The following is a 24,350-nucleotide window of genomic DNA, read 5'->3' as shown; positions in this document are numbered from 1 at the left end:
CAGCGCAATCCGGGGCCATCTTGCCGCACACGCGAGCCCCGGATTTCGCTGCGCTCCATCCGGGCTACGCAAGGCCGCTGACAGAGCTCTCATAGGGTGGAGGCGCACTTGCGCCGTGCCCACGATCTCTCTCTACATCGTCTAACGCTACGACGCGCGCTGCGCCGCGGTCATCACGATGCGGATCAGATCGGCGGCGTTGCGCGCGCCGAGCTTCTTCATGATGTTGGCGCGGTGATCCTCGATGGTGCGCGGGCTGATGCCGAGCGTGCGGCCGGCTTCCTTGTTGGACGCGCCGGAAGCAAACTGCTCGAGCACCTCGCGCTCCCTGCGCGTCAGCGGCTCGCGTCCGGGGAAATGCAGCGAGCCGAATTTCGGCGAAGCGCTCTCCGCCTGCCTGCGTGCATAAGCGCCGATCGCCTCGTCGAGCCGGCCGACGATCTCGCTGCCGCGGAACGGCTTCTCGATGAAGTCGAGCGCGCCGCTCTTGATCGCGCCCACCGCCATCGCGATGTCGCCCTGTCCGGAGATCATGAAGATCGGCGCCGGATAGTCCTCGCCCTGCAGCTCCTTGAGAATGTCGAGGCCCGACTTTCCGGGAATGTTCACGTCGAGCAGGATCGCAGCAGGCGTACGGTTTCGCGCGACGGAGAGCAGCGCTGCGCCGTCCGCAAAACAGATCACCTCATAGCCCGCCGCCTTCAACACCATCGACAGGGTGTCGCGAACGGCAGGGTCGTCGTCGACTACGAAGATTTCACCGCGAGAGCTTTGTTCGGCCATGTGCCACATCCGGTTGGCATGAAGGACTCGCGTCCGCCCCAACCGTTTATGGCGTTCGGCGCGGATTCGGCCCACCCGTATTTGTACGGGACATGGACTTAACGCACAAGTAGCGGCAGGGTGCCTAATTGCGGGGTACGGAGAATATCCATGCTAAATTTCGCCGGCACACCCCCGCTCGTCGCGATGGCTGAAACCGACAGCCGTCAGTTGATCGCCGCCGATCTTCGCGCCCTGATCACACGGATCGAGAGCAGCATGCGCCTGATCGACGCAGCCATGATGGAAGCCGGCGTATTGGAAACGGGCAGCGATCCGGCCGGTTCCGCCGATATTTTCGTGCTCGACGACGTCACGCCGCGCTATGCGACGGCAAGCGCCGCCCTCAACGCCTGTCGGGCGGGCCTTGGCCACGCCCTGCAATGTCTGTCGGAATCCGGCACGCCGGGATAGCGCGCGATCGGCGCGGCGCGCCGGCCGCATGCCATCGCATGGCAGCTCCGCAAACCCTAGGCGCGGTGCCGTTCCACGATCGCGTCGGTGGCGACACCACCCCAGGTGTGGATCGCGGGAAGGCCCATCGCGGTCTTGCCGAGATTGGCGAGGCTGATGCGCAGGGCCGCAAGGTCGAGCGGTTTCGGCAGGCTCTGCAGCTCGATCCCGACGGACCGGGCGAAGCTGCGGGCGGCGCTGCGGCGCTTGCCGTCCATGCCGCTGATGACGATCACGGCACCGCCGAACTTCGCAGCCGCCATCTCGCGCAGCACGTCGATGCCGTCGCCGTCCTCCAGCACGAGATCCAGCGTCACGCAATCGAAGCGGGCGGCGCGTAGCTTCTCGATCGCATCCGCCACGGACGGCGCCACGGTGACCTCGTGTCCGGCCTGCTTGGCGGCGACCGTGATCAGGCTGCGCTGCGTGGCGTCGTCGTCGACCACCAGAAGCTGAAGCGGACGCCGCTCAGTGCCGTCGGCCAGGTTTGACGTGATGGGCGAAAGAGAACTTCTGGGCATTTCCGTATCCTGAGATTGAGACCGCCAATGGATACAATGTTCGCGCTTAAGCCACGTAAAGCCGCGCTCGCGAATTCGTTTTGATATCTTCAGAAAATGTGAAGCAAGAGATCGGAAGGACGGCTATGGACGCGGGCGGATCACGCCGCGGCGTCGTGGCCGCCGGCCGCTCCGCGCTTCTTCCTGTTCTTGCCGCGCAGGAACTGGATGTCCATTTCGGCGCCGTTGACGCGGACCAGTTCGCAGCGGCGATAGGCAAGTCCCGTGGACGACAGCAGCAGGAAGAACTCTTTCAGGTTCAACCCCTGGATCGAGCCTTCCACCGTGAGAACGGCGTCGGTGTCGGAGATCGCGTTGAGCTTGCAGTCGCGGCGCCAGGTGCCGTCGATGGCCATGATGCAGACATCATAGCCACGACTGAAAGTCACGCGTTCCGTACCCTTGCCATCCTCGGCCATGTCTACCGTCCTGCCATGACCGCCAGGCGCGGCGCCGCGCCGGCGAGAGCCGGCTTGGCGGCAGCAGTGCGCGGATCGTTCGGCTTGTAGAGGCCGCGCCGCTCCGGAATCGGGCGGAACGTATCGGTCAGGCCGACCACGGTTTCGGCCGCGCCCAGCACCAGGAAGCCGTCGGGCTCGATCTGGCGCGCCAGCCGGTTGAAGATGTTGATCTTGGTGTCCTGGTCGAAATAGATCAGCACGTTGCGGCAGAAGATGACGTCGAACGTGCCGAGCTGCGAGAAGTCGTGCAGCAAATTGAGCTGGCGATGCTGGATCATCGCCCGCAATTCGGGATTGACCTGCCAGGTCTCGCCGGTTTGCTTGAAATATTTGACCAGCATCTGGATCGGCAGACCGCGCTGCACCTCGAACTGGCTGTAGATTCCGGCCTTGGCCTTCTCCAGCACCTCCTGCGACAGATCGGTCGCGATGATCTCGATGCGCCAGCCGGTGAGGGCCGCACCCATCTCCTTCAGGCACATCGCCAGCGAATAGGGCTCCTGCCCGGTCGAGCCGGCGGCGCACCAGATGCGCACGCTGCGCCTGGTGGCACGTGCCTTGATGACCTCCGGCATGATGGTGTCGCGGAAATGATCGAACGGGACCTTGTCGCGGAAGAAGAAGGTCTCGTTGGTGGTCATGGCTTCGACCACGTCGGTGATCAGCTGACGCGCGCCGCCTTGCAGCTTCTGCACGAGCTCGGGAATGCCGGAGAGGCCCGCCTTGCGGGCGAGCGGCAGCAGCCGGCTTTCGATCAGATATTGCTTGTCTGCGGAAAGGTCGAGCCCGGAATTGTCCTTCAGGAACTTACGCAGGTACTCATACTCGGTCGGGGTCACTGGTAGCCTCTTCGAAGCTGTACTGGAACACTCTGGCCAAAATGCGCGGGCCAGACTCACTCAGACCATGGCTTGTCCGACCGGGAGCAAGCCGACCTCAGCAAACTTGTCGGCGATGATGTCTTTGTCGAAAGGCTTCATGATGTACTCGTTGGCGCCGCCGCTGAGCGCCTGGGCGATATGAGCCACATTGTTCTCGGTCGTGCAGAACACCACCTTGGGCTGGTCGCCGCCGGGCAGGCGGCGCATATGGCCCATGAACTCGAAACCGTCCATCACGGGCATGTTCCAGTCGAGCAGCACCGCATCCGGCAGCTGCCGCTGGCAGATTTCGAGCGCCTTCGAGCCGTCCTCGGCCTCGGTCACTTGGAATTCCAGGCCCTCCAGGATGCGACGCGCGATCTTGCGCACCACGCTGGAATCGTCGACCACCAAGCAGGTTTTCATTTTGGTTCTCCGGCTCCGATGTTTCGTTGGCTCACGCGGCCATTTGCACTTTGGTTTCGAGGTCGAGGACGCGATCGACGTCGAGGACGACCATGAGCTGACCGTCGAGGCGATGGACGCCGCCGGCGAGCTTGGCCATGCGGGGATCGAGGTTGACGGGGTTCTCTTCCATGCCGGCCTCGGGCAGGCGGAGCACCTCGCCGATCTGGTCGATCAGCAGGCCATAGGATTCGCCGCGCAGGTCGACGCCGACCGCCATCGGCACCTTGCCGTCCTCGGGCTGCGGCAGGCCGAGACGGGCGCGCATGTCGACCACGGTGACGATGCGGCCGCGCAAGTTCAGCACGCCCGCGATCTCGCGCGAGGACAGCGGCACGCGGGTGACGCGCTCCGGCATGAACACGTCCTGGACGCGGGAGATCGGCAGGCCGAACAGCTGGCCGCCGATCATCGCGGTGACGTATTCGACCATGGCGCCTTCGGCGGACTGGGTCTTGTTGGTGGCCATAAGCGTATCTCCTGGTCCCGTTGGTTACGCCGCCGCCCGGCTCAGCTCGGAGGCGCCGGCGGCGCCCGCGGTCTGCTCCTTCAGCGCCGCGATCAGACCGGGACGGTCGAACTTGGCGACATAGTCGTGGAAGCCGGCCTGACGGCCGCGCTCGATCGCCGCCGGCGACACCAGCGCGGAGAGGCCGATGATCGGCATCGAGCCGAGATTGTTGTCCGAGCGGATCACCTCGGCGAACTCGAACCCGTTCATGTCGGGCATCTCGATGTCGGTCAGCACCACGTCGAAGCTCTGCGCGCGCAGGGCAGCCAGGCCCTCCTGCGCGGTCGGCGCGGTGCGGACGCGGTAGCCGGCGGCCTTGAGGACGGGAGCCAGCATGTTGCGGAAGAACGCGCTGTCGTCGACCAAGAGCACCGACTGCGAGTGCAGCGACGGCTTCATCTCCTTGCGGGTGAACCAGTCGGAGAACGCCATGGGCAGGAAGTGGCCGACGTCGATCACCTCGGTGGCCTGGCCCTTGATCACGGCCGAGCCGAGAATGCCGGAGGAGGAGCCGCCGACCTCGATGTTGAGGCGCTCCTCGACGATGTCGATGATCTCGTCGACGACGAGGCCCATGGAGCGGCCGTCATCGGCGAACACCAGGATCGGCTGGGCGCCCTGGCTTGCGATGGTGACGCCGTCCATGGCGACGAGCGGCATCAGCTGCTCGCGGTACTGCACCATGTAGCGGCCGTTCGAGAACTCGATCTTGTCGGCGGGCAGCTCTTCGAGGCGCGTGACGAGCCCGAGCGGGACCGCCTTGGGCTGCGCCGAGCCAGCGCGGAAGACGAGGAGCGAGGTGGTCTGCTCGCCCGAGCCGATGTGGTGCGCGCCGTTCTCGTCGCCCATGTCATGGGCCGAGGAGCCGGCGGCGCCGAGCGCCTTGGCAATGCCGTTGGGGTCGATGATCATGATCACAGCGCCATCGCCCAGGATGGTGTTGCCGGAGAACATGTCGATGTGACGCAGTTTTGTGGACATCGGCTTCACGACGATCTCTTCCGTATGGAAGACACCATCGACCACGATGCCGAAAGTCTGGCTGCCGACCTGGGTGACCACGATGAAGCCGTTCTCGGGATCGGAGGCCGCGCCGTCGTCGATCTTCAGGAGCTTCTTCAGGTGGATCAGCGGCAAGAGCTTGTTGCGCAGGCGAAGGACCGCGGTGTCCTTGATGCGCTCGATGCGGTGCTCGGAGTTGGCGCGGGCACGGACCAGCTCGACCACCGAGAGCTGCGGGATCGCAAAGCGGTCGCCGGCGGCTTCCACGATCAGGGCCGAGACGATGGCCAGCGTCAGCGGGATCTTGATGGTGACGGAAGAGCCCTCGCCGGCTACCGACTTGATGTCGATGGTGCCGCCGATCTGGTCGATATTGGTGCGCACCACGTCCATGCCGACGCCGCGGCCGGAGACCGAGGTGATGGCGGCGGCGGTCGAGAAGCCCGGCGCGAAGATGAACTTGTGGATCTGGGCTTCGCTCATCTTCTCGAGCTCGGCCTCGGTGACGAGACCTGAGGAGATCGCCTTGGCCTTGATCTTCTCGGTGTTGAGGCCGCGGCCGTTGTCGGCGATGCAGATGATGATGTGGCCGCCCTCGTGATAGGCGGACAGGCGGATGGTGCCCTGCTCGCCCTTGCCGCTGGCGAGGCGCTCGGCGGGGGTCTCCAGGCCATGATCGGCGGAGTTGCGCACCATGTGGGTGAGCGGGTCCTTGATCAGGTCGAGCACCTGGCGGTCGAGCTCGGTGTCGGCGCCGTGCATCTCGAGTTCGATCTGCTTGCCGAGTTCGCTCGAGAGGTCGCGAACGATGCGCGGCAGCTTCTGCCAGGCATTGCCGATCGGCTGCATGCGCGTCTTCATGACGCCTTCCTGCAGCTCGGCGGTGACGTTGGACAGGCGCTGCAACGGCACCTTGAACTCGGTGTCCTCGTTGCGGCGGGAGATCTCCAGAAGCTGGTTGCGGGTCAGGACCAGCTCGGAGACCATGGTCATCAAATGCTCCAGCGTATCCACGTTGACGCGGATCGACTGGTTGGCGATGCGGTCGCCTTCGGAGGCGCCCTCGTCGGCCATCGACTTCTTCGGGGCGGCCTTCTCCTTGGCGGGCTTGGCCGCTTCCTTCGCAGCGGGCGCAGGAGCCGGGGCTTCAGCGGCCGGCGCCGGTGCAGCCTCGACCTTGGCAACAGGCGCGGGCGCTTCGATCGCGGTCTCGCGGAAGGCGCGCTCGAGCTCGTCGAGCGAGACTTCGCCCGGACGCAACGGACGCTCCAGGGTCTGGTCGATCAGCGTGCCCGTGGTCAGGTCTTTGGCGGGCGCGGCAGCGGCAACAGGTGCCTCCGGCGCGAGCGGCGGGGCCTCGGTGACAGGAGCAGCACCCGCCGCCATTGCGGCCATGCCCTGCTCGACCATCGCTTCCAGCTTGTCGATGAGGTCGCGGTCGTTCCCCTCGGGCTCGGCCTCGGTTGCCTCCAGGCCTGCCAAAATCTCCTTGATGCGGTCGATCGAGGACAGGATCACCGTCACCGCCTGGCCCGTCACCGGCATGCCGTCGCGGAATTTGCCCATCAAGGTCTCGCCGGCATGCGCCAGCGCTTCGAGCCGGGGCAGTCCGAGGAAGCCGCACGTGCCCTTGATGGTGTGGACCAGGCGGAAGATGTTATCCAGGATCTTGGCGTTGTTCGGCTCCTGCTCGAACTTCACCAATTGATTGTCCACGGTGTCCAGGCTCTCGCTGGTCTCCGTCAGAAACTCCCGCAACAGATCATCCATGAGCTACGCCTTACTGACCTGAACCCTGGGACCTCGACGCCTGAACCACCCCTGGCACGGACGGAAGCCCTCCTCTGGATCGTTAGACATCCCCTTTCACAGTCCCGTTAATTTCATCCTCCGTGCTAATACGGATATTGAAGAGAAGTTTGCGGTTCGGCGGCGTGCGGCAACGCTTTTCGGCAAACCCGGCTTCGTGCCGCCGCAGCTTGGAGGCGCGCAGTAAACGGGCCGATAACAGTGAGACGGCGCACGCGGGAAAGCCCTGCCCATGAAGGGCGATAGGCACGGCCTGCGGGACGTCGGCCCGAGCCGTCCGCAATCGGGAGCGCACCCGGGCCCCCTGTTTCGCGTGGTCGCCGCGACCTGCGAGGTCCGCACATGCGGTAAACGAACGGTTACCCTGTCACCATGGCGGCCTGCGCCGCGCTAACCCAACCGCGCGGCCGAGGTCATGCCGCCATCGGGACGACGCTCCGCCAGACAATCGTTGATGGCGGCGAGCAGCGCATGCGGCGTGAACGGCTTGCGCAGGCAGCGTGCGGCACCGAGCTCCAGCGCCATCCGGAGAAAATCCGGTGCAGGCGAATTCAGGTTGGCGAAAGCGTAGCCGGACATCGCGATCAACGGAACGACCGGCGCACGCTCGTGGAAGATCCGGATCGATTCGAACCCGCGCATGTGCGGCATGAAGATATCGATGATCATCAGATCGAATTGTTCATGTTCGAGGGCACGCAGGCCGGCTTCGCCTCCCTCGGCAATCGTCACTCGAAAATTGTTGCGCTGAAGATAGACATCGATGGCCATGCATACCATCGGGTCGTCGTCGACAACGAGAATATGGCGTAGACTTTCGGTCCCCGTATGAGCTTCCGGTTTCGGCGATTCAATAATTGAACCGTGGGACACGCCGTTCTCCTTTGCTTTCGATCAAGAGAGGGATGGTCGCAAACGTCATTGGCGGAACGAGCAAGACGGAGACGACGGAGATAAAATTCGCGGTCGTCAGGCGCCAAGGTTCAAGGCAATGCCGGATGATCGTAAGCGCTCGTCCGGCGGACGAGACGGGGCGGGTGACCGGCATCCGATGCCAGCACGGGTGCAATGCTTCCGGCTCATGAAGGCCCCCTTACCGCTCTTTCCTGCATGCCCTTGCAGGACACGCGCACCGTCGCGAGCGAATCAGCGCGCCATTCTTATTTCCGTCGCAAATGAAACAGGCTGTCTGCCCGCTAACGGGTATATGGACGACACCACAACCTTTACAATAGTATTTATTCGCCGTGCAACTGAACGACGAACGGACGCCGCGCCGATGTCGATCGAACCCGTCGGATTGACCTGCATGACCGCAAGCGGGCGCCCGCCCAATCAGCTCCTGCAATTGCTCGACGTGGCGGGTTTCGATCTGCTGCGTCCGCATCTCGCGACGATCGAAATGGTCAGGAAGTCTGTCTTGGGCGAAGCCGGGACTGCGCTGAGATATGTGTACTTTCCGCATGGCGGATCGGTTTCGATCACGGTGGGCCTGTCCGAGGGACAGATGATCGAGGTTGCGATGCTGGGCCGCGACAGCGTCGTGGGCGGCGGTGCGGCGCTTGCCGACGGCATCGCGCCGACGGACGCGGCCGTGCTGTTCCCCGGCGCGGCTTCCACCCTTGAAATAGCGGCTTGCCGCGCGGTCGCCGCCGCAAGCGCGCCGTTCCGCGAGCTGATAGTCCGGCACGAGCAGTCGTTGCTCGCGCATGCGCAGCAGTCGCTGCTCTGCAATACGTTGCACCCGGTCGAAGCGCGGCTCGCACGCTGGCTGTTGCGTGCACGCGACCTGTCCGACAGTGAAGTCCTGCCGCTGACCCAGGAGGCGCTGGCGCAGATGATGGGCGTACGGCGCAATGCCGTATCACTGGTCGCGCACGCGCTGCAGCGCGCCGGCATCATCCATTACAGCCGGGCCCAGATCGAAATCCTCGATCTGCGGGCATTGGAGAAGACGTCCTGCGACTGCTATGCGGCGGTAAAGGCCCAACATCTGCGCCTGGTGGGAGCCGTGCCGTGGGGATGACTCCAGCCCTCTATCGTGTGCCGGCGTGAATGCAGCATCCGGGGAACGGTCGCCGGGGCGGACATCTTGTCCCAATTGCCAATATATCCCGACGAGAACATGATGGAACCTACCCGTGCAGGACGTGATGTCGCGTGTCGCGAAACGAGCACGCGGGAAACGGGAGGCAGCTTTGGAAACGATGGTGCGCTCGTCCAACGGTTTCCTGTCCGCACTGCCGGCAGACGACTACGAATTGATCCGCCCGCATCTGCGAACAGTCGATCTGCCCCATGAAGCGGTGCTGGTCGAGACCGGCGAGACGCTGAAGCGCGCTTATTTTCCCCACCGCGGCGTCATCTCGCTGGTGGTGAAACTCGCCAAGGGCGAACATGTCCAGGTCGCCATGATCGGCCGCGACAGCCTGCTCGGGGCGCTCTCGACCATGGGCGATGCATGTGCGTTGAGCACCGCCATCGTGCTGGTGCCGGGCCTTGCGTCGGTGATGGACCTCGACCGGCTGCGGATCGCCGCCGATCAGAGCAGCACCCTGCGCACCTCGCTGACGCGCCACGGACTGGCGGTCTACGTCCAGGTCCAGCAGACCGCGGGCTGCAACGCGGCCCATCCGGTGGAGTCGCGGCTGTCGCGCTGCCTGTTGCACACGCACGACCTGTCGGGCGACTGCCGCCTGCTGCTGACCCAGGAGGCCATGGCGCAGATGATCGGGGCGCGGCGCAACAGCGTGTCGCTGGTGGCCAATACCTTGCAGCAGGCCAATTTCATCCATTACAGCCGCGGACACATCCAGCTCGTCAACCTCGACGGCCTGCGCCAGACGGCGTGCGAGTGCTACGCCACCGTCAAGGCCCAGTACGACCGGCTGCTCGGCGCGCGCTGACCGCAGCCCGCATGGTGAACCGCCGGCTAATGCCGGCCTGCAAACACCTGATGTCCCGCTACCGGAACTGAAATTCGAATGTCGTAGACACGGCGAGGTGCCCTCGCGCCGGGACGTGCCGCGCGACAACGACCAATGATCAAGGCAAGGCCATGTTTGACGTCACCATCGCGCCCGCGCAGCAAGTGCTCGATGCCGAACCCGCACGCGAGCCGCGCGCCTACGAAGCACTGGTGCGCGAGATCGGCGAGGACGGTGCGAGTGAAGTGCGCGACGTGTTCTGGAGCGAGACCTGCGCGCGCCTGCAGCTCTTCCGCACGCTCTCGCTCGCCCAGCACCACGCCAGGATCGCGCGCGAAGCGCATTCGCTGAAGAGCGCGGCCGGAACGTTCGGCTATGTCAGGCTCGCGGCGCTGGCGCTCGCGCTGGAGAAGACCGCGGACAGGCTCGGCGATGTCGAATTCCGCGACCTGCTGGACCTGATGGATGCCGCCTATGCCGCCGCGCGCGCACAGGAGCCGCCGCGCTAACCACTCGGGCGTGCATTCCCGCCGTACTTCTACGGCGTGCGATTTTTAGAGATGGCTAATCATAGGTGGCGATAGTCCCGGAAAACCAGGAGGGTTTTCCATGTTCACCTACGAGACCGCGGACCAGAAAGAGGTTCGCCGCTTCCGCATCGCTCAGTTCAACGGCCGCATGGCGACGGTGAAGGCTGGCGAGTCGACGGTGACCGGCTTCGTGCGTTCGGTGCTGGAGCAAGAATCGACCATACCTCCCCGCTGGACCATCACGATCATCCCGAACGGGCCGAGGGAAGAGATCAAGCCGCTGCGCCCCGCCTCGCGCGCGCGTCCCTTCGCCGAGGACTATTTCTGAGCGCGATCGGGCTTTCCGGACTTCCGGGGAGAGATCTCGGGTCTTGCCGGCGCCGCCTGCCGGCAATGCAACACGCCAGCCTCAGTCGATTGAATGCAGCAGCGCCGCACGGACGAGGTCCGCGGTGTTGCGCGCACCGAGCTTGCGCATCGCCTCGGCCCGATGGCTCTCGAAGGTGCGCGGACTGATCTGCATCCGAAGCGCGCCCTGCTTGTTCGAGTAACCTTCGCTGATCAGCCTCAGCACCTCGCGCTCGCGCTTGGTCAGGCGCTTCTGGCCCGCCAGGCCGAGCAGCTCGGCGCTCGGCACGCGCTGGGCGGGCTGTGCGCGCATCGCCTTGGTGTCCGCGTCCTCGACGCTGGACGGGATCGGCAAGCCGCCCTTGCCAGGGCCGGCAAGCTGCTTGACCAGGCCGCAGACGCGCTCGGTCTGCGCCAGCGCATTCTCGACCACCCGCTGCAAATAGGCACGGTCGCCGGTCACAGGCGCGAGCTGATCGCTGTGATGCTTGATCTCGCCCATGTAGAGCAGCAGCGCGGTCAAGGGGCCGTTGAGCTCGCGGGCGATGGCCGCGGCCATTTCGTCGGCCGCCTTGGCCCGGGCGGCGCTCAGGCGGACGAAATCGAGCTCTTCAGTTGGAGCAGCGCTGCTTTCGTACCATTCCGACGGCCGCGAATCGGTGGCCGTATCATTCTGTGACCCCATGTCACTCATTTAGCGGAACCCGGGGCGCTCTGTGGTTAACTTTTTGCTCCGTAAGACTACGGTGATTTTGACGGTTTTGCGCTAAAACAGCGGCGGCGGCACAATTTGTGCTTGAGTCATGTTGCCCTCGACCGCGCAGAGGTTGAGTTTCCCGCCGAGTTCCTGGCTAATTCTTAGGCAGACAGGCGAAAACTCCTTAACCGCGGCCTTCGCCGCGAGGGCGCCCCCCGGTTTTTACGGAATAATTAACGGCGACTTGCTTCTCTTGGGGTTGAGAGCGCGCAAATGCCTCCACGCATTGGGCCCGCACGCCCGCGGGAAACGCTGCGAAAGATTGCGTGCCATGAACGAGATCGATCGGCTGTCGGAATTCCTGCAGAGGCTGACGCCGCTGTCGCGCAGCTGTCTGCTCAGCGAACTCGAGCGGCTCGAGCTGTGCGGCATCGACATGCCGGGCTCGGCGGAGATCCAGTCGCGACTGCGCGCCGAATTTCGCAAGGACGGATCGACCCAGGCGCGCGCCACCAGCCCTTCGCGCTACTTCTTCGCGCCGCTCGAGCTGCTGCTGATCGACGGCGCGCCCGAGCACGCCAACATGGGGCGGATCTCGCGCAACACCCTCACGCCGATCTGGGAGTGGATCTGCCGCGATCTGCTGCCGACCATGGCACGCGACTACATCAAGGCGATCGGCGACCAGGTCGTCGCCAACAACCCGAAGGAAGTCCTGAAGATCGCGTCGACCTTCCAGACCAAGGTCGTCAAGGTTCTCGAGAGCACGTTCGCTTCGGCGGAGAGCGCCGAATTCGCTCGCGGCAAGCTCGCGCAATACACGGCCTCACGCAGCGCTTTCGACGACGTCAAGAAGATGCTGCATGTGCTGCGCGCCGGCAATGCGCTGCCGAAATTCAACGAGAAACTGCCCGAGAAGATCGCGAAGTTCGGCGACGGCCAGGTTGCCCAGATCACCGCGCAACTCGACGCCTTCAAGAAGGCCCATCCGGAAGCACTGCCCTTCGCGCTGGCGCTGGTGGCGCGGCGCCTCGCGACGTCCTGGCAATTGGCGCGCCTCGCCACCAAGGCTGCCGCGAGCAAGAGCGCCGCTGACGTCGCCGCCACGCCCTATGCCTGCGTCATCCCCATGGTGCTCGACCGGCTCGACGACAAGCGCCTCGCGCTTCGTGTCGCGCTCCGGCACAACCGGGTGCTGGTCGCGCGCGATCTGCTCGCCGAGATCTACGACACCGAATATGCGCTCAAGGTGCGCATCGACGGCATCGAGAATTGCGAATGGGGCATCCGCCTTCAACAATTGATGGACGCGATCGCGGCCCTGGTGTCCGCCGAGGTCAGCCGCTTCCCGTCCAATGTCGGCCATATTCTCGGCTCGCGCCGGCTGCGCAGCCACGACACGATCGGCGGCAAGCTGACCTATCTGGCCTGGAAGGGGCGCGACGCGATGCAGGACGGCGCCGCAGCGTTTCGCAAATTGATCGGACAGAGCTGATATCGCACGTCGCGCTTAATGCGCGCGAGGCAGGCACAGGAAGCGATCGAGAAATCGCCCTGACATCACGACCCTGAACCACCAATACATCAACCGCCGCGTCGTCATTGTCGCAAATCCTCGACAGCCCACCACCGGCTACGCGGAGCAATAGCGCAAGTGCAGCAATACGCGTGTGATGCGTTTCACATTCGCGGCGGCACGCGCGGCCGCGTTGTCGCAGCACCGCAGCGAGCGAAAACGGAACATGCCCGCATCGCGCGAAGGCAGCTCCCTTGATTACCGGTGGCACTCGTAATCCTTCCATCGTAGAAAAAATCAGGAAAGAAGTCCGCACTGGAAACGGCTTGACGGACGTCCACGAAGGCGACGCGGCTCCCTGGCACCAACGTAGCGGAGCGGACAAGCATACCCTGCGGCAATGCTGTGCCGACGACCAAATCCGATTAGTCGCTCGGTTGAACGAGCTAAATCCGCAGCTCCATCAATAGGAGGTGTGCAAGGCGCCTGCCCCGGATCGAGGTCGCGAGCCGCACTTGATAAATATCTGTTTTGAAGGACCCACCCCTAGCACCCCAACAACCACTGCTTGCACCTCGCCATCTTATTCAACTAGAGTAACAACATTGCGAGTTACAGTCGAACTGGGGGAACGCTCGATGCTTGACGCACTGTGAGATAGCCAACATTAATCCTCCGGTGGTCCGCTCGCTGCATCGAAAGGGCACACCGCTCGGCGCTCGCCTTGCGTCCGTCAGCAAGCAGGACGCACCCGACATCGCCCGAGAGGAATTTCGCATGCGCTGGCAGTCGTTCGCGTGTGGTGCTCCGGTATGCGAATTCTTTTCGAACAGACTGTCGAAAAATTAGCTCGAGTTGCAGGGTTTAACGTTACTCAAATAATTCAACAACGATGTGAAGCTCACCTTATTTGGACCCACGCTCGCCGTTTAAGAAACCGTCACGGAACGGGAGTGGTATACGATGAACGATGGGATGGTTGAGCTCGTCGGACGAAGGCCTGTGACCTTCGGACGGCGAAAGGTGACCCCGCGCGCCTGCGTGGCCGACAGCAAGCGTCACTTGCGCGCCTTCCTCAGCGAAGTGCTGGAGGATCTCGGCTTCGTCACCAGCGAATGCGCCAGCGCGGACGAGCTGCAGACCGTGCTCGCCACCGAATTGCCGGATCTGATCCTGCTCGGCGTCGCCACCGACGGCATCGAGCCGGGACGGTTTCTGGAGATATTGGTGCGTGAAGCCTTCGCCGGGAAAGTTTTGGCGGTCGGCGCGCGCGAATCCATCATCGTCAAGGCCGTGCGGCAGGTCGGCGAGGAATATGGCCTTGCCATGCTGCCGCCGCTGACCACGCCCTTTGCCGCGGAGACGCTGCGCGAGCGTGTCGCGATGCTGCTGCCGGACGAGCCGGCGCCGAGCCCGGCCGTGCATGTCGGCGAAGCCTTGCATGCCGGCTGGCTGGAGCTCTGGTATCAGCCCAAGATCGACGCGCGCACGCTGGTCCGCAGCGGCGCCGAAGCGCTGGTGCGGATGCGGCATCCGACCTGGGGCGTCGTGCCGCCGGCCTATTTCATTCCGGAGCCGCACGATCCGCATTTGCGCGACCTGTCGGAGTTCGTGATCGATCGCGCCATGCAGGACTGGCACTATCTTCTGGAGCATCAAAGCCCGGTCGATCTGTCGATCAACCTTCCCGCCTCCTATCTCAGGCAGCCGCAGGCGGTGCGCGATCTCTGCCGCCGCGTGCCGACGCATCCGGCCTTCGGCGGGTTGACGGTCGAGATCGACAGCGAGGAGGCGATCCGCGACCTCGATCTCCTGACCGAGGTCGCGCGCGAGGTCGGCCTGCACAATATCGGCCTGTCGGTCGACAATCTCGGCGCCAACTGGCCGGCGCTGATGGAGCTCGACAGAATTCCCTTCGTGAAGCTGAAGGCCGACCGTCAATTCGTCACCGGCAGCGGCAATGACCGGCTCAAGCGCACGGTCTGCCGCCACATCGTCGAGCTCGCGCAGGGCTATGGCGCGCGCAGCGTGGCGCAAGGCGTCGAGAGCCGCGCCGACCTCGTCGTGGCCAACGAGCTCGGCTTCGACCTCGTGCAGGGCTTCCTGTTCGGCAAGCCGATGCCGCTGAAGAAGTTCGCCCGTTCGACGCTGACGAAAACGGTGATGGAGTAAGCTCGCCTGCGGCTCACGTCGTTGAAGGCGCGCGAGACTTGTCGATCGCGCGCGCCTTCGCCGGCCTGCCCTTGCAATCTTCGCGTTCAGGCTTTCGCGGCGCAGGCATCCACCGGCAAGTGAGCACGCGCCTCTCTCGCCGAGTCTCTCGGCGAGATGCTGGCCTCGGGCGCGAGGTGGATCGCAAAGCCGCTCGCCGCGGGAGGCTCGAGCCCGGCGCGCAGCTGCATGCTTGGAATCAGGTAGTCGCCGCCGTTTTGGCGCCGATACGGAATGGGCGAGGCCGTCGCAAGCGTCCTGATCCTCTCCCGCAAACGTTCGGCCATCGCGTCGAAACCGGCTTCGTCGAGCTTGTCGGCCTTGTAGACGACGAACGGCGGAAGGACATCGTATCCCGGGTAGTAGAGAATGCCGTGATGGATCGGAAACAGCAGGTCGTCGATCGGCCCGTTGATTCCGCGAGCCGAGTAATGCTCCTGCCAACCGCCGGTCGTCACGATCAGCATCGCCCGTTTCCCCGCCAGCTTGCCTTCGCCATAGCGATCGCCCCACCGTCTGTCGCTGTGCTCGCCGACGCCATATGCGAAGCCATAGGCGAACACGCGATCGACCCATCCCTTGAGGATCGCAGGCATGCTGAACCACCACAGCGGGAATTGCAGAATGAGCGTATCTGCCCATAGCAACTTCTCGATCTCGCTCTTGACGTCGGGGGTGAGCGTGCCGCTTTCGAAAGCCTGCTTGGATGCAGCAGCGGGCGCAAGCCGCGCATCCGTCGGCAGCGCCGGGAAGTCGGCGCGGCCGATGGCCGAGGTCCAGCCCTGCGCATAAAGGTCCGACACTCGCACGTCGTGGCCCTGCGCCTCGAGCTCTCGGACCGCAACATCCCGCAGCGAGCCGTTGAGCGAACGCTGCTCCGGATGCGCAAAAACTATCAATACCTTCATGATCGGCACCATTCGTTGAGGATGTCCCGCAGCTAGCGCGGCCCCCTGCAATCCGCTAGATGACGGTAATGGATAGGATCATGCCGAATAATGGATAGATCGGAGGTCAGCCTCGAGCGCATGCGCAGCTTCGTGAGGGTCGCCGAGCGGGGCAACCTGTCGGCCGTCGCGCGCGAGCTCGGGGTTGGCCAGTCCAGCGTGACGCGGCACATTCGGGAACTGGAGCAGGCCGTGGGCGTGCCGCTGCTCACGCGGACCACGCGCAGCGTGACGATGACGGAGGAGGGGCGCCGCTATTATGCCGATTGCGTGCAGATCCTGCGCCTGGTTGAGCACGCCGGCGACGAGGCGCGCAGCGCCCGCGGCGCGCCCGCCGGAACGATACGGATATCCTGCACCGCGGCGTTCGGCGTGCTCCATGTCAGCCGTCTCATCTTCGCTTTCCAGGACCGCTATCCCGATGTGTCGGTGGATCTCAACCTGACGGACGAACGGGTCGACCTCGTGAGGGAAGGTGTCGATGTCGCGCTCCGCCTGGGGCCGCTCGCCGAGAGCTCGATGAAGCTCAGATCCCTGGGGCAGTCGCGGCGGCTGCTTGTTGCCGCGCCCGACTATCTGGCAAGGTGCGGCAGGCCCGCGCGTCCGCAGGACCTCGCAAGCCACGAGGGAATCAGAATGTCCAACGTCGCCGGCAGTGATGTGCTCGTGCTGCAAGGCCGCCGCGGCGGACGCCATCAGGTCCCGTTCACGGGGCGATTGCGTGTCGATCACGGACTTGCCGCGCGAGAGGCGTTCGCGGCCGGCCGCGGGATCGGACCCACGCATCTCTGGCTCGTCCACGATCTTCTCGCGGCCGGCAAGCTCGAACGCGTGCTCGCGGACTATTCGCCGCCTCCCGTCCCGCTGAGCCTACTGATCGTACCGGAGCGCTCCGGCGTCGCACGGGTACGGCTGCTGGTCGATTTCCTCGCCGAGCAGATCGCGCGAATTCCCGGAATCGAAAAGGCTCAGTCGGGCAGGCGACAGAGCTGACGTTGCCGTCAGGCAAACCGCCGCGCGAAGAAGACGCAGGCGACCACGAGCATGGTCGCGGCGATCATGCTCCAGGCGACGGGCTCGTGCAGCAGAAGGCCCGCGAGCGCGAGGCCGAAGAACGGCGGGAGCTGTTGCAGCTGGCCGACCCGCGCGATGCCGCCGAGCGCGAGGCCGCGGTACCAGAAGATAAAGCCGACGAACATGCTGAAGATCGAGACATAAGCGAGCCCGATCCAGGCGGGCACGCTGATGCCGCTCCAGGCGGACGGCCAGGTGAGAAGCGCGACCGGCAGCATCAGCGGTAGCGCAAGCAGCAGCGCCCAGGAGATCACCTGCCAGCCGCCGAGCCGGCGCGACAGCGCCGCACCTTCGGCATAGCCGAGGCCGCACAACACGATCGCCGCCACCATCAGGAGATCGCCGGTGAACGAAGCCGATCCGTCACCGGACAAGGCAAAGCCGGCCACCGTGGCACTGCCGAGACCGGCGAACAGCCAGAACAGCGGCTGCGGCCGCTCGCCGCCGCGCACGACGGCGAAAACCGCCGTCGACAATGGCAACAGGCCGATGAAGACGATCGAATGCGCGGAGGTGATGTGCTGGAGCGCGAGCGCGGTCAGCAGGGGAAAGCCGACCACGACGCCGGCGGCGACGATCGTGAGCGAGACGAGATCCTTGCGCTGCGGCCGCGCCTGACGGAGCAGACCGAGCACGGCAAGACCGATCAGCGCCGCGATGACCGCGCGCACCGAGGTCAGGAACAGCGCGGAGAAGCCGCCGACCGCGACGCGCGTCGCCGGCAGGGAGCCGCTGAAGATGATGACGCCGAGAAGTCCATTGCCCCAGCCGCTGCCCGCAGATTGCATCGCCGTCCCATTCTCCTGTGTCGCGACACTGGGCCCTCGGCGGTGGCGAGACCAGCGACAATCCAGTACAATCCGGCAAAACTGTGTGGGTATGGAAGGTCATACACTTGGACAGCGAGGCGCAAACCAGGGGACGCGGCGGCACGCGGACCATCGATGTGATGAGCGCGATCCGCGCCAAGGTCGCGGGCCGCGCGCTCGGTGCCGGCGACCGACTGCCGTCGATCCGCAGCTTCGCCGCAGCGATGAACGTCTCGCCCTCCACGGTGGTGGAAGCCTATGACCGCCTCGCCGCCGAAGGCCTGATCCGCGCCCGTCGCGGCTCGGGCTTCTATGTTGCGCCGGCGATCATGCCGCCGCTTGCGCTTGCCGAAGCCGGGCCGCGGCGCGACCGCGAGGTCGATCCGTTCTGGGTCTCCCGGCAATCGCTCGATGCCGAAGCTGGCGTGCCAAAGCCCGGCTGCGGCTGGCTGCCGGCGAGCTGGATGCCGGAGGCTGGCTTGCGCCGCGCGATCCGTGCGCTGGCGCGGACCGATGCGGATTTGTTGACCGACTATGGCAGCACGCGCGGCGGACTTGTGCTGCGGCGGCTGCTGCTCGCCCGCCTCGCCGAGGATGCGATTCATGCGTCCGTCGATCAGCTCATGCTGACGGGCTCGGGGACGCAAGCCACCGACCTCGTCTGCCGCTTCCTGCTGCGGCCCAGCGACACGGTGCTGGTCGACGATCCCTGCTACTTCAATTTCCGTGCGCTGCTGCGGGCGCATCAGGCCAGGATCGTCAGCGTGCCCATGACGCCGACGGGCCCGGACATCGCGCGCTTCGAGCAGATCCTCGCCACTGAGCGTCCCAGGCTCTACATCACCAATTCGGCCCTGCACAATCCGACCGGCGCGACGCTGTCGCTTCAGACGGCGCACCGGCTGCTGACGGCCGCCGCCGCGCACGACCTCACCATCATCGAGGACGACATTTTCGGCGACCTCGAGCCGGAGCGCTCGCCACGGCTTGCCGCGCTCGACGGACTCAATCGCGTGATCCGCATCGGCAGCTTTTCCAAGACGCTGTCGGCCTCGGTCCGCTCGGGCTACATCGCCGCGCGGGCCGACTGGATCGAGCATCTCGTCGACCTCCAGGTCGCAACCAGCTTTGGCGGTCCCAGCCCGGTGGCGACGGACATCATCGCAAAAGTGCTGGCCGGCGGCGGCTATCGCAAGCACATGGACGAGCTCCGGCAAAAGCTCGCGAGCACCCGCCGTGACGTCGCGCGAAAGCTTGGGGCGATCGGCATCGAACCCTGGCTGATGCCGCGCGGCGGCTTCTTCCTGTGGTGCCGCCTCACGGGCGGGCAGGACGCCGCACAACTCGCGCGCGCGGCGCTCGAGGACGATGTGGTGCTGGCGCCGGGCAACGTGTTCAGCGTGGCGCAGACCGCCTCGCACTTCATGCGCTTCAACGTGGCGCAGATGAACGATCCCCTGGTGTGGGACGTGCTGCGGCGGGCGTTGAAAAAGCAGGCCCGGAACAATGGCGCCTGATCCGCGGAAACGGAATTAAGCAAACTGAAAGACCGATAGTCGCCAATTGGACAGAAAGAGGTTGCGGCACAGTTGCGCTGGTTTAAGCTGCGAACTGCAAATTTTTAGCCGGCCACGGGTCCGGTCCCATCATTAGTTGAACGACATTCATGCGCACCTTCATTCCCGCGGCGATTGCCGTTCTCGGACTCTGCAATTTTCCGGCCCAGGCCGAGACCCTGCAGAAGAAATTCGGCCCCGGATGGAATTGCAGTTACATCTCCGTGGAATTGCAGGGCCTGTATAAGAAATGCATGGACTGCGACAGAGAGGGGAAGTACGTCGCGCGCACCGGCTACGATGAAGGAGAATGCATTCACAAGAACTCGTTGAGAGAAAATCTCACGACCCGGCCGGACTACGAAAGTCCCCAGGAGGAGAGGATGCGGCTGAACAGCGCTGCCGCCGCCGCTCGCGAGTTGCAGGAGTTTCAGCGCTGGCGAAATCAGCGCACGCCGCTTGAATCGGACGTGTCAGGTGACGGTGGCGGGCGCGTGGCTCCCAGTGCCAGGAAGCCAAATTCCTCCCCGAGCGGACATTCCTTCCCGACCAGAGAGTCGGGCGTCAGCGGCGCCCGCGAGCCAGCCGGCTCGAGCTCGAATTCACCTGGAATCGGTTCGAAGCCATCCGGGGCAAACGTCGGCGGCCCAGCTCATCCGTCAGCCTCGGCGCCCGTCGGCGGCGTGCACATCGGAGCGGCTCCGACGGGGACGGAACGCGACCTGAGCGAGCTCAGACGCAAGGTCCTCAATTTGAGGAAGCCGGATACTTAACCTCAACATTTGTCGAGCGGGGGAAACAGAGCTCCATGATGCACAGGGTGCTTGTCGATCGGCGCGGTTTTCTGGCGTCAGGAGTGAGCGCGTTAGTCCTGCAAAAGCCCCTGGCTGCGATGGCGGCGGACAAGACCTGCAGCGTTCCCGCCACGGTTTCGAAAACGGACATAAGGGCGGAGGTCGCCGTCTCGCTGCGCGAAGCCTTGAAGCGGGCGAAAGCGGGCGGGTCGAAGCGGCTCACCGGATTGACCCGGATCGATACCGTCTGCCAGGACGACGATTACGACATCCTGCTCTGCGGCGTTGTCGAGAAGGGCCAGCCGGATCTTTATCTCGACGACCTCATCGTCGCGATCCGGTCGGCCGACAGAAAGTACGGCAACATCGAGCCGGGAATCTCGCTGGACCCGGACAGAAGCCAGGCGCCCAGTCTCGACCAGATTGCCGGACGCGACGCGGCCGCCAAGCAACAATATCTGCGTGCGTGCTCCCAGCAGCCGCAAGCGGTTCGCGTTGACGCCCTGCCCCGGCATTCCCGCGTGACCAAGGTGCTGGTCGAAGCCGATTATCGCATGAAGCAGGTCTCGCAGGGCACGCTGCAATTGCCGGTCGATCCGCCCCTGCCCGGCACCTTCGCGCGCCGGCTCAATCAATCGCGGCAGATGCTGCGGGCCGGCACGTCCACGGGCGATTGGAGCAGCCGGCGCCGGTTCTGGTTCGAACCCGGCAAGTTCGAATATGCACACGACTATCAAGTCGCGTCGCTGCAATCAGCCCAGGTGATCCTCAGCGACGCCGATGCCAACGCGGATGCAGGTGCCAAGAACGGGAGCGAAGATCCCATCGCCAGGGAGTTCGCCTGCGACTGGACCGCCCGCATGGAGGAGACCATCCGGGCCGAGCCGATCTGGCGCGACATGTACAATATCTACCGGCATTTCGCGATCGCACACATGCTGAAGGAGCGGAGCCTCCACCACTATGAACTCACGCGGCTGATCGACGCTCATCAGATCGATCACGTCGAATTGCCCGACACACTTCCGGGCCTTGGGCGTTGGGAAACCATCGAGGAGACCAAGGGCAACCGTCGGATGACGCTGGTCTCATCGGTATGCGGTGGAGTGTCGCTCGGACTCGCATCGCGCGTGACGGCAACCCGGGTCAGCTCTGAAAGCAATTCGCCGTCGCAGATGGCTTTGCTGTCGCGGGCGGTCATGCTCTCGCGGCCGGAAAAGACATCGGTGAGCTGGACCGTTCCGACGACGGCCCTTCAAGCCGCCGCAAAATGGTATGTGGAGCGAGAAGAGCAGCGCCAGCAGGCGGCCAGAGAGTCCGAGGAGCGGGACCGCAAGCAGGCTAACGACACCAAGATGGGAATAGCGATGCTGGGCGGTTTTGTGGTGACCGCATTATTCGTCGGGTGGCTGTTGAACCGCCGAAACGCACCGACCCCGGCAATGGCGACCGCGGGTTCGGACGCCTCATCGGCTTCGCTCTCGAAGATGCCCGAGGAAGCCGAGACGTCGGGGGAGTTTGCAGGCTTGCGACGCAACGATCCTTGCCCGTGCAATTCAGGAAAGCGCTTCAAGCATTGTCACGGCGCGCACGAGGCGACCTAATACAGCGGCTCCTCGTACACCGGCTGTCCGTCGAGCAGCAGACGCTTGATGGCGGCGCGGCCTGAGGGCAGCACGGCGGCGACGATGCGCAGCTTCTGCTGGTTGCGGGCCTGCTCGAGCTTGCCGCCCTCGCCTTCCGGCACGAAATAGCTTTCGAGACCGTATTTGATCGTCAGCTTGTCGCAAAAGGTGCGGATGTTCGAGCCGCAGGAATAGCTGACGCGGCCGCGGATCAGCACCTCGGGCGCGGTGACTGGCACCGGCTCGGCATGCGCGGAAACGGCGGCGTAAACGCCCTCGGCATTGGGCGCGAGCTTGACGAACACGGCGGGGTTGCGCGACTCCGCCGGCTTGCCGGCGAGCGCGCCGGCCGCGACCTGCGAGATGTCGTAGCGCAGCACGACATAATCGCCGCGCAAGAGATCGCGCGGATCGACCGGCTGGGTCTGCAGCGTGACCTCGGTGCCTTCGCGCAGGATCTGCACGCGGTCGACGACCATCAGCACCAGCAGCAAGCATTGCAGCAGCACGGCGACGCCGAACAGCACGGGCTTCGGGATACGCTGCCAGAGCGCGGGCATGGATGTGACCAGCTGGTTCATCGTGCACTCCTCGGCAGCGCGCGGTTGAGCGCCGTTGCGAAGACGACGGCGACGATGCCGGCCGCCGCAAGGAACGCAGAGCGGGCGAGCAGCGAGCCCTTCACCGCCCAGATGATGCCCGCGATGACGCCGGCAATGCCGAGCCAGCCGGCCACGATGCGCGGCCGCACGTCATCGAGCACGCCGGAGACGACGAGGCACAGCATGGCGCACAGCAGCGCGGCATAAGCGAGCCACGGCTCGCCGCCTGTCGAGACCGGCCAGAGCGGCGCGGCGAGCAAGACCAGCCCGATCGCGCAGGCTGCGAGGATCTCACCTTTGCGCCTGGTGAGCGTGGCGGAAACGAGGGCGAGGACCACGCCGGCCGCTCCGCACAGGATCGCCCACAGCGGCTGGGCGGATCCCGCGCCGGTCCGGAAGCGGATGATGTCGTCGACCGTCGTCACCTCCAGGACCGCGGCCGCGGCGAGCGAGAACGCCCCGTAGATCGACAGCACGCTCCCGAGCTGCAGCGCCCGCGGCGAGGGCCTGGCGGCGATCGCGAGCCCGGCGCCGAACAGCAGGGCCGCGCCGTTCGCGAGCACGAAGGACGGCTGCGGCCCGTCGAAATCGAAGCGCAGCGAGGTGGCGATCCACCACGGCAGCACCGCGAGCGCGACGAGGTGGGCCGCGACGCGGGAATTCCACGCGAACGCAAGGCTAGCTGCGATCAGCCAGACCGCCAGATACGGAAGATGCAGGATGTCGGGCGAATCTTGGATCCGCATGCAGGTCCAGATGCCGGCGGCGACGAGGCCGACCGCCAGCGCCCCGCGCGAGCCGGCTAGCAGCGCCGCGACCAACGCGCCGATCGACCACAGCAGCATGCCGCCGGCAAAGTCGTCGCCGAGATGATACATCTGGCCGACCAGCGCGATGCCCGCGCCGAAGATGATCGCACCGATGCTGGCGCAGAGATCGGCGAGAACATCGCGCCCCCGCGCAGCAAACCAGGCCCCGAGGGCAGAGGTCACGACCATGCCGGCGATGAGGATCGCAAACCGCAGCAGCCGCGCGATCTCCGTCCAGTGCGCGGCGACGAAGGCGAGGAACGCGGCCGCGATCAACAGCCCGCCGACGATGCCGACCACCATTGCGATGTTGATGGCCGCAGGCAGCGGCGGCAGCGCATGGCGGATTGAGGCTGCCGCCGCCGGCGCAATCACGCCGTCAGCCTCCCATCGCGCAAGATCGGCATTGAGGCGGTCGCGGTAGGTCTTCTCGAACATCGGGGTGGATTACCTCGGGGCCGCCTGATGGCGGGGCATTGCTGGGTCGGTGCGGGCGGGGAGTGGGTTCAAGCGGGTGGTGCGGCTGGGGTCTTATGCCCCCGGACAATAAAAAATGCGAAAACAACCCCATGCACAGTAGGCGGGGGCTGTGAGATCAATGGGTTACGGGGAGCAGATTTGCTGTCCCGTCGGGCAAATCTTGGGGAAGCGATGCGCGCGGCGTTATCGCCGAAGGCAACTCATCGACCGCCGGCATCAAGCTGACCCCCGTGCCCCACAAGTCGGGCGCGAGCCAGATGACCGACATGATGTCGGGCATCCCTGGACGTCTCCTTCGACTCCCTCACCGTGCTGAGGCCGCTGATCGACTCCGGCAAGGTCAAGGTGCTCGGCACCACTGGTGCTACGCGGATGGCCGCGCTGCCCGATGCGCCGACCGTGCTCGAGGCCGGCTACCTCGACGCCGTCAATATCCAAGACTTAAGCGGCATAGGGGTCGAGCCGCTATCTGGCACTTGAAC

General features: G+C 65.0%; 26 protein-coding genes. 12 read left to right on the top strand and 14 right to left on the bottom strand.

What is annotated here, in order from left to right:
- Positions 1-147: 147 nt before the first annotated feature.
- The gene (locus ML401_RS02250) at positions 148-783 is read right to left on the bottom strand and encodes a response regulator transcription factor (RefSeq protein WP_211420065.1); all 636 of its coding nucleotides are present in this window, start codon (positions 781-783) and stop codon (positions 148-150) included.
- Positions 784-933: 150 nt separating this feature from the next.
- Between ML401_RS02250 and ML401_RS02245 the strand changes: the two genes are divergently transcribed.
- Positions 934-1,236 carry a hypothetical protein gene (locus ML401_RS02245; protein ID WP_285809497.1) on the top strand — a complete coding sequence of 101 codons (303 nt, stop codon included), beginning with the start codon at positions 934-936 and terminating at the stop codon, positions 1,234-1,236.
- A 56-nt stretch (positions 1,237-1,292) separates the two neighbouring features.
- Here the strand turns inward: ML401_RS02245 and ML401_RS02240 are convergent, their stop codons facing one another.
- From ML401_RS02240 to ML401_RS02210, 7 genes are all read right to left on the bottom strand, one after another.
- Positions 1,293-1,796 carry a response regulator gene (locus ML401_RS02240; RefSeq protein ID WP_194405489.1) on the bottom strand — a complete coding sequence of 168 codons (504 nt, stop codon included), beginning with the start codon at positions 1,794-1,796 and terminating at the stop codon, positions 1,293-1,295.
- 140 nt (positions 1,797-1,936) lie between these two features.
- A complete protein-coding gene (locus ML401_RS02235; RefSeq protein ID WP_211420063.1) occupies positions 1,937-2,254 on the bottom strand; it encodes a PilZ domain-containing protein in 318 nt (105 codons plus the stop codon).
- Positions 2,255-2,256: 2 nt separating this feature from the next.
- On the bottom strand, positions 2,257-3,135 hold the full coding sequence (locus tag ML401_RS02230) for a protein-glutamate O-methyltransferase CheR (RefSeq protein ID WP_285809494.1): 879 nt from the start codon (positions 3,133-3,135) through the stop codon (positions 2,257-2,259).
- A gap of 60 nt (positions 3,136-3,195) precedes the next feature.
- Positions 3,196-3,582, bottom strand: a complete 387-nt coding sequence (locus ML401_RS02225) for a response regulator (RefSeq protein ID WP_194405486.1) — start codon at positions 3,580-3,582, stop codon at positions 3,196-3,198.
- 31 nt (positions 3,583-3,613) lie between these two features.
- Positions 3,614-4,090, bottom strand: coding sequence for a chemotaxis protein CheW (locus ML401_RS02220; RefSeq protein WP_194405485.1), 477 nt, complete (start codon positions 4,088-4,090; stop codon positions 3,614-3,616).
- 24 nt (positions 4,091-4,114) lie between these two features.
- On the bottom strand, positions 4,115-6,904 hold the full coding sequence (locus tag ML401_RS02215; protein ID WP_285809491.1) for a hybrid sensor histidine kinase/response regulator: 2,790 nt from the start codon (positions 6,902-6,904) through the stop codon (positions 4,115-4,117).
- A gap of 429 nt (positions 6,905-7,333) precedes the next feature.
- A complete protein-coding gene (locus ML401_RS02210) occupies positions 7,334-7,816 on the bottom strand; it encodes a response regulator (protein WP_211415042.1) in 483 nt (160 codons plus the stop codon).
- 436 nt (positions 7,817-8,252) lie between these two features.
- Here ML401_RS02210 and ML401_RS02205 point away from each other — a divergent pair, with 436 nt between their 5' ends.
- From ML401_RS02205 to ML401_RS02190, 4 genes are all read left to right on the top strand, one after another.
- On the top strand, positions 8,253-8,969 hold the full coding sequence (locus ML401_RS02205) for a Crp/Fnr family transcriptional regulator (RefSeq protein ID WP_285812795.1): 717 nt from the start codon (positions 8,253-8,255) through the stop codon (positions 8,967-8,969).
- A 181-nt stretch (positions 8,970-9,150) separates the two neighbouring features.
- Positions 9,151-9,849, top strand: coding sequence for a Crp/Fnr family transcriptional regulator (locus ML401_RS02200; RefSeq protein WP_285812794.1), 699 nt, complete (start codon positions 9,151-9,153; stop codon positions 9,847-9,849).
- A gap of 152 nt (positions 9,850-10,001) precedes the next feature.
- The gene (locus ML401_RS02195; RefSeq protein WP_259218619.1) at positions 10,002-10,379 is read left to right on the top strand and encodes an Hpt domain-containing protein; all 378 of its coding nucleotides are present in this window, start codon (positions 10,002-10,004) and stop codon (positions 10,377-10,379) included.
- Positions 10,380-10,479: 100 nt separating this feature from the next.
- Entirely contained in the window at positions 10,480-10,728 is a 249-nt protein-coding gene (locus ML401_RS02190) for a hypothetical protein (protein WP_285809489.1), read from the top strand.
- An 81-nt stretch (positions 10,729-10,809) separates the two neighbouring features.
- Here ML401_RS02190 and ML401_RS02185 read toward each other — a convergent pair whose 3' ends face one another.
- On the bottom strand, positions 10,810-11,433 hold the full coding sequence (locus ML401_RS02185) for a helix-turn-helix transcriptional regulator (RefSeq protein ID WP_211415044.1): 624 nt from the start codon (positions 11,431-11,433) through the stop codon (positions 10,810-10,812).
- 343 nt (positions 11,434-11,776) lie between these two features.
- Here ML401_RS02185 and ML401_RS02180 point away from each other — a divergent pair, with 343 nt between their 5' ends.
- Together ML401_RS02180 and ML401_RS02175 are read left to right on the top strand one after the other, a co-directional pair.
- Positions 11,777-12,940, top strand: coding sequence for a hypothetical protein (locus ML401_RS02180; protein ID WP_211415045.1), 1,164 nt, complete (start codon positions 11,777-11,779; stop codon positions 12,938-12,940).
- Between the two features lie 984 nt (positions 12,941-13,924).
- Entirely contained in the window at positions 13,925-15,133 is a 1,209-nt protein-coding gene (locus ML401_RS02175; protein WP_285809485.1) for an EAL domain-containing protein, read from the top strand.
- Between the two features lie 86 nt (positions 15,134-15,219).
- Here the strand turns inward: ML401_RS02175 and ML401_RS02170 are convergent, their stop codons facing one another.
- Positions 15,220-16,080 (bottom strand): NAD(P)H-dependent oxidoreductase, encoded by an 861-nt coding sequence (locus ML401_RS02170; protein ID WP_285809483.1) that lies wholly within the window; start codon positions 16,078-16,080, stop codon positions 15,220-15,222.
- A gap of 90 nt (positions 16,081-16,170) precedes the next feature.
- Here ML401_RS02170 and ML401_RS02165 point away from each other — a divergent pair, with 90 nt between their 5' ends.
- Positions 16,171-17,112 (top strand): LysR family transcriptional regulator, encoded by a 942-nt coding sequence (locus ML401_RS02165; RefSeq protein ID WP_285809481.1) that lies wholly within the window; start codon positions 16,171-16,173, stop codon positions 17,110-17,112.
- Between the two features lie 8 nt (positions 17,113-17,120).
- On the opposite strand, the gene ML401_RS02160 is transcribed toward ML401_RS02165, so the two are convergent.
- Entirely contained in the window at positions 17,121-17,981 is an 861-nt protein-coding gene (locus ML401_RS02160) for a DMT family transporter (RefSeq protein WP_285809479.1), read from the bottom strand.
- A 161-nt stretch (positions 17,982-18,142) separates the two neighbouring features.
- Here ML401_RS02160 and ML401_RS02155 point away from each other — a divergent pair, with 161 nt between their 5' ends.
- The 3 genes from ML401_RS02155 to ML401_RS02145 all read left to right on the top strand — a co-directional run bounded on the left by ML401_RS02155 (position 18,143) and on the right by ML401_RS02145 (position 21,956).
- Entirely contained in the window at positions 18,143-19,519 is a 1,377-nt protein-coding gene (locus ML401_RS02155) for a PLP-dependent aminotransferase family protein (RefSeq protein ID WP_376717402.1), read from the top strand.
- 149 nt (positions 19,520-19,668) lie between these two features.
- Positions 19,669-20,331, top strand: a complete 663-nt coding sequence (locus tag ML401_RS02150; protein ID WP_285809475.1) for a hypothetical protein — start codon at positions 19,669-19,671, stop codon at positions 20,329-20,331.
- Positions 20,332-20,378: 47 nt separating this feature from the next.
- Complete coding sequence (locus ML401_RS02145; RefSeq protein WP_285809473.1) at positions 20,379-21,956, top strand: SEC-C metal-binding domain-containing protein; 1,578 nt, start codon at positions 20,379-20,381, stop codon at positions 21,954-21,956.
- On the opposite strand, the gene ML401_RS02140 is transcribed toward ML401_RS02145, so the two are convergent.
- The 3 genes from ML401_RS02140 to ML401_RS02130 all read right to left on the bottom strand — a co-directional run bounded on the left by ML401_RS02140 (position 21,953) and on the right by ML401_RS02130 (position 24,148).
- Positions 21,953-22,558, bottom strand: coding sequence for a GDYXXLXY domain-containing protein (locus ML401_RS02140; protein ID WP_285809471.1), 606 nt, complete (start codon positions 22,556-22,558; stop codon positions 21,953-21,955). The genes ML401_RS02145 and ML401_RS02140 overlap by 4 nt on opposite strands.
- The gene (locus tag ML401_RS02135) at positions 22,555-23,826 is read right to left on the bottom strand and encodes a DUF2157 domain-containing protein (RefSeq protein WP_285809469.1); all 1,272 of its coding nucleotides are present in this window, start codon (positions 23,824-23,826) and stop codon (positions 22,555-22,557) included. The genes ML401_RS02140 and ML401_RS02135 overlap by 4 nt, the downstream gene beginning before the upstream one ends.
- A 157-nt stretch (positions 23,827-23,983) precedes the next feature.
- Complete coding sequence (locus tag ML401_RS02130) at positions 23,984-24,148, bottom strand: hypothetical protein (protein WP_285809467.1); 165 nt, start codon at positions 24,146-24,148, stop codon at positions 23,984-23,986.
- A gap of 29 nt (positions 24,149-24,177) precedes the next feature.
- On the opposite strand from ML401_RS02130, the gene ML401_RS02125 reads away from it, so the two are divergent.
- Positions 24,178-24,348, top strand: a complete 171-nt coding sequence (locus ML401_RS02125; protein WP_285809465.1) for a tripartite tricarboxylate transporter substrate-binding protein — start codon at positions 24,178-24,180, stop codon at positions 24,346-24,348.
- Positions 24,349-24,350: the final 2 nt, after the last annotated feature.

Origin of the sequence: Bradyrhizobium sp. 62B (assembly GCF_030272265.2) — a bacterium.
Lineage (GTDB): Bacteria > Pseudomonadota > Alphaproteobacteria > Rhizobiales > Xanthobacteraceae > Bradyrhizobium.
Note: the sequence above shows the minus strand (reverse complement) of the source record. Positions and strands in the feature narration are given on the sequence as shown.

Coding starts and splice junctions, on each gene's coding strand:
- ML401_RS02235 (WP_211420063.1), bottom strand. CDS start 2,254: ATGGCCGAGGATGGCAAGGGTACGGAACGCGTGACTTTCAGTCGTGGC.
- ML401_RS02185 (WP_211415044.1), bottom strand. CDS start 11,433: ATGGGGTCACAGAATGATACGGCCACCGATTCGCGGCCGTCGGAATGG.
- ML401_RS02190 (WP_285809489.1), top strand. CDS start 10,480: ATGTTCACCTACGAGACCGCGGACCAGAAAGAGGTTCGCCGCTTCCGC.
- ML401_RS02175 (WP_285809485.1), top strand. CDS start 13,925: ATGAACGATGGGATGGTTGAGCTCGTCGGACGAAGGCCTGTGACCTTC.
- ML401_RS02195 (WP_259218619.1), top strand. CDS start 10,002: ATGTTTGACGTCACCATCGCGCCCGCGCAGCAAGTGCTCGATGCCGAA.
- ML401_RS02205 (WP_285812795.1), top strand. CDS start 8,253: ATGACCGCAAGCGGGCGCCCGCCCAATCAGCTCCTGCAATTGCTCGAC.
- ML401_RS02180 (WP_211415045.1), top strand. CDS start 11,777: ATGAACGAGATCGATCGGCTGTCGGAATTCCTGCAGAGGCTGACGCCG.
- ML401_RS02150 (WP_285809475.1), top strand. CDS start 19,669: ATGCGCACCTTCATTCCCGCGGCGATTGCCGTTCTCGGACTCTGCAAT.
- ML401_RS02155 (WP_376717402.1), top strand. CDS start 18,143: ATGAGCGCGATCCGCGCCAAGGTCGCGGGCCGCGCGCTCGGTGCCGGC.
- ML401_RS02135 (WP_285809469.1), bottom strand. CDS start 23,826: ATGTTCGAGAAGACCTACCGCGACCGCCTCAATGCCGATCTTGCGCGA.
- ML401_RS02130 (WP_285809467.1), bottom strand. CDS start 24,148: ATGCCCGACATCATGTCGGTCATCTGGCTCGCGCCCGACTTGTGGGGC.
- ML401_RS02215 (WP_285809491.1), bottom strand. CDS start 6,904: ATGGATGATCTGTTGCGGGAGTTTCTGACGGAGACCAGCGAGAGCCTG.
- ML401_RS02165 (WP_285809481.1), top strand. CDS start 16,171: ATGGATAGATCGGAGGTCAGCCTCGAGCGCATGCGCAGCTTCGTGAGG.
- ML401_RS02140 (WP_285809471.1), bottom strand. CDS start 22,558: ATGAACCAGCTGGTCACATCCATGCCCGCGCTCTGGCAGCGTATCCCG.
- ML401_RS02225 (WP_194405486.1), bottom strand. CDS start 3,582: ATGAAAACCTGCTTGGTGGTCGACGATTCCAGCGTGGTGCGCAAGATC.
- ML401_RS02160 (WP_285809479.1), bottom strand. CDS start 17,981: ATGCAATCTGCGGGCAGCGGCTGGGGCAATGGACTTCTCGGCGTCATC.
- ML401_RS02250 (WP_211420065.1), bottom strand. CDS start 783: ATGGCCGAACAAAGCTCTCGCGGTGAAATCTTCGTAGTCGACGACGAC.
- ML401_RS02245 (WP_285809497.1), top strand. CDS start 934: ATGCTAAATTTCGCCGGCACACCCCCGCTCGTCGCGATGGCTGAAACC.
- ML401_RS02170 (WP_285809483.1), bottom strand. CDS start 16,080: ATGAAGGTATTGATAGTTTTTGCGCATCCGGAGCAGCGTTCGCTCAAC.
- ML401_RS02240 (WP_194405489.1), bottom strand. CDS start 1,796: ATGCCCAGAAGTTCTCTTTCGCCCATCACGTCAAACCTGGCCGACGGC.
- ML401_RS02220 (WP_194405485.1), bottom strand. CDS start 4,090: ATGGCCACCAACAAGACCCAGTCCGCCGAAGGCGCCATGGTCGAATAC.
- ML401_RS02200 (WP_285812794.1), top strand. CDS start 9,151: ATGGTGCGCTCGTCCAACGGTTTCCTGTCCGCACTGCCGGCAGACGAC.